Source organism: Streptomyces alkaliphilus, from assembly GCF_014141535.1.
In the GTDB taxonomy this organism is placed as follows: Bacteria; Actinomycetota; Actinomycetes; order Streptomycetales; family Streptomycetaceae; genus Streptomyces; species Streptomyces alkaliphilus.
In genome coordinates, this window is record NZ_VKHT01000609.1 from 1 (window position 1) to 3,212 (window position 3,212).

At 72.9% G+C, this 3,212-nt stretch carries 3 protein-coding genes; all 3 read left to right on the forward strand.

All coding sequences use genetic code 11. From position 1 onward, the window contains the following. Positions 1-59: 59 nt before the first annotated feature. Entirely contained in the window at positions 60-1,316 is a 1,257-nt protein-coding gene (locus FNQ90_RS17385; RefSeq protein WP_143617380.1) for a beta-ketoacyl-[acyl-carrier-protein] synthase family protein, read from the forward strand. Further along, positions 1,313-2,449, forward strand: a complete 1,137-nt coding sequence (locus FNQ90_RS17390; RefSeq protein WP_182607226.1) for a beta-ketoacyl-[acyl-carrier-protein] synthase family protein — start codon at positions 1,313-1,315, stop codon at positions 2,447-2,449. Before FNQ90_RS17385 ends, FNQ90_RS17390 begins: the two co-directional genes overlap by 4 nt. Further along, positions 2,446-3,212: beta-ketoacyl synthase N-terminal-like domain-containing protein (locus tag FNQ90_RS17395; RefSeq protein ID WP_228471336.1), on the forward strand; the 767-nt coding region annotated here is incomplete at its 3' end. The genes FNQ90_RS17390 and FNQ90_RS17395, both read left to right, overlap by 4 nt.

Consider the following 3,212-nt stretch of genomic DNA (forward strand, 5'->3'; position numbering starts at 1 on the left):
CCGCGGTGCCCCCTTCCCCGTCCCCATCCAAGGAGCTCAGGCCGTACCGAGGGAGATTGATGTCTGTGAACGTTATTGACGCGGCGCGTGACGACGCGGCGTCCCGGGTCGTGCTGACCGGTTTCGGCGTGTTCTCCGGCATCGGTGTGGGAGCCGATGAGTTCGCCGAGGGGCTGCGGGCGGGCCGCAGCGGCGCGAAGCCGATCACGGTGTTCGACACCGAGGGATTCGCGCACGCCAACGGCTGCGAGATCACCGGGGCCGAGCCGGAGCGCTGGATCCACAACCTGCCCGTCGACACGCTGGGCCGCGCCACGAAGTTCTCCGTCGCGGCGGCCCGGATGGCCGTCGAGGCCGCCGGCGTCGACCCGGAGGTCCTGCGCGCCCGACGCGGCATGATCTCCATCGGCACCACCGACGGGGAGTCCTACGACCTCGACCAGCTGGTGGAGACCGAGGTCGGTTCCGGACCCGCCGCCATGGACCCCACCGTGGCCCGGCGCGTCCACCCCAACCGGCTGTCCATCGCCGCCGCGCAGGAGCTGGGGCTGTCCAACGTCGAGGCGGTGACCATCGCCACCGCCTGCTCGGCCGGCAACTACGCGATCGGCCAGGGCTTCGACGCGATCCGCTCCGGGGAGGTGGACTACGCGCTCTGCGGCGGCGCGGACGCGATGTGCCGCAAGACCTTCACCGGCTTCTACCGGCTGGGCACGATCGCCCCGGACGTGTGCCGTCCCTTCGACGTCGACCGCAAGGGCATCCTCACCGGCGAGGGCGCCGGGGTGCTGATGCTGGAGAGCCTGGCCTCCGCGCGGGCGCGCGGCGCCCGCGTCTACGCCGAGGTGCTCGGCTACGGCATGAACTGCGACGCCTACCACCAGGTCGCGCCGAACCAGGACAGCGTCGCCCGGTGCATGGAGATCGCCCTGGAGAACGCCGGTGTCAAGGCGGAGGAGGTCGACCTCATCTCCGCGCACGGCACCGGGACCAAGGCCAACGACGTGACCGAGTCACGGGCGATCCACGACGTGTTCGGCGACGCCCCGCCCCGGACCGTCTCGCTCAAGTCGATGCTCGGCCACACCATGGGGGCCGCCAGCGCGCTGGCCGCCATAGCCTGCGCCCTGTCGATCCACCACGGATTCATACCGCCCACCATCAACCACCGCGAGACCGACCCCGAGTGCGAGATCGACTGCGTGCCCAACCGGTCCGTCGAGGCGGACCTGCGGGTCGTGCAGAACAACGGTCTCGCCTTCGGCGGCAACAACGCGATCGTGGTCCTGGGCAAGTACCTGGACGGTGAGCGGTGAGACCGTCCATCACCGGCCTGGGTGCCGTGGCGAGCGTCGGCCGCGACGTCGAGGAGGTCTTCGGCAGCCTCTGCGCGGGCCGCGGCGGACTCGGCCCGATGCGCGGATTCGACCACGGACTGTACAACGGCAGGCAGCTGTTCGAGATCGACGACCGGTCGGCGCCGGGGGTGGACCGCCCGCTGCGGGCCACCGGATTCCTGCTGGACGCCGTCGGCCAGGCCGCCGCGGACGCCGGACTCGGCGAGGACCTGTCCGGCATCCCGGTGCTCGTGGGCACCGGGTTGCGCGAACTCCGCTCGGCCGAACTCCGGTGGCGCGACGGCGCGCCGTTCGACGTCAACCGGCTGCACTTCGGCACCGCCCTGCGGGAGCGGTTCGGCACGGCCGACACCCTCACCGTCTCCAACGCCTGCTCCGCGTCGCTGTACACGCTCGCGCTCGGCGCGGACCTGCTGGCGCTGGGCGAGGCGGACACCGTCATCGTCGCCGGCGTCGACGCGATCACCGAGAGCATGCACGGTCTGGCGGACCGCGTCCAACCGAACCCGCCGACCTCCCTGCGCACCCTGGACGCCAACCGCAGGGGCACCATCCTCGGCGACGGGGCCGCCGCGGTGGTCCTGCGCGGCGAGGACCTCCGGCGGGGCGAGCGGGCCCGGGGTCGGCTGCGCGGGATCGGGATGACCTGCGACGCCAAGCACCCCACCGCGCCGGACCGGGAGCAGGTCGCCGAGGCGATGCGGCAGGCCCACCGGCACGCGGGCACCCGGCCCGAGGACATCGACATGGTGATGCTGCACGGCACCGGGACGCCGCTCAACGACCTCGTCGAGATCACCGCCTACCGCGAGGTCTTCGGCGACGCCGCGGGCGGTCCGGTGGTGACCGGCATCAAACCGATGACCGGCCACACCAGTGGCTCGGCCGGCCTGCTGGGGCTCGTGGTCACCCTGCAGACGATGGCCACCGACCGGGTGCCGCCGCTGGTCAACCTGGACGACCCGATCGAGGAGGCCGCCGGCGTCCGACTGGTGCGCGGCCGGGAGACCAAGCACGAGGTCTCGCTGGCGCAGGTGCACGGATTCGGATTCGGCGGGATCAACGCCGTGGCGATTGTCGAGGGAACATGATGACCGTGATCGTGACCGGCGTCGGCGTCGCCATGCCGGGAGTCGACTCCGTCGCCGCGCTGGCGACGGCCCGGGGCCCGGAGGGCACCGTCGACCCGGCGGCCCTCCTGGGCCGGAAGGGCCTGCGCTACAAGGACCGCGCCACCCAACTCGGGTTGTGCGCCGCCCAGCGCGTGTTGACCGACGCCGGACTGCTCCGCGAGGGCGTCACGACCGTCGACGACCCCCGCACGGCGGTCCTGGTCAGCTCCAACCTCGGCAACGTGGACACCGTGTGCCGAGTGACCAGGACGATCGCCGAGGAGGGCACCCACGGGGTGAGCCCGATGGACACCCCCAACGCCTCCAGCAACATCATCGCCTCCGAGATCGCCATCAGGTTCGGGCTGAGGGGCCCGAACCTGACGCTGTGCAACGGACCCGCCTCCGGCCTGGACGCCGTGCGCTGGGGGGTCTCGCTGCTCCGCGCGGACCGCGCCGACCGGGCGGTCGTGGTCGGCGTGGAGCCGGACAACGAGATCGTGCGCGACCTCGTCGGCGGCGCCGTAGTGGACGGCGGCGCGGCGTTGGTGCTGGAGCGCGCCGAGGCCGCCCAGGCCCGCGGGGCCACCCCCCGGGCCGTGATCGGTGCCCACACCAGGGGCCCGGACGTCGCGGGCAACATCGCGGAGCTCGCCGAGGCCGAACCCGACCAGCCGGCCGTCTGGTTCGCGCCCGCCTCCGCCCCGGGCCTGCCCGCCGGCCGCCCCCGCCACGACCTCAC

What these genes read in the sequence shown, in the direction of transcription:
- FNQ90_RS17385 (WP_143617380.1), top strand. Translation starts at nt 60, where the DNA reads ATGTCTGTGAACGTTATTGACGCGGCGCGTGACGACGCGGCGTCCCGG.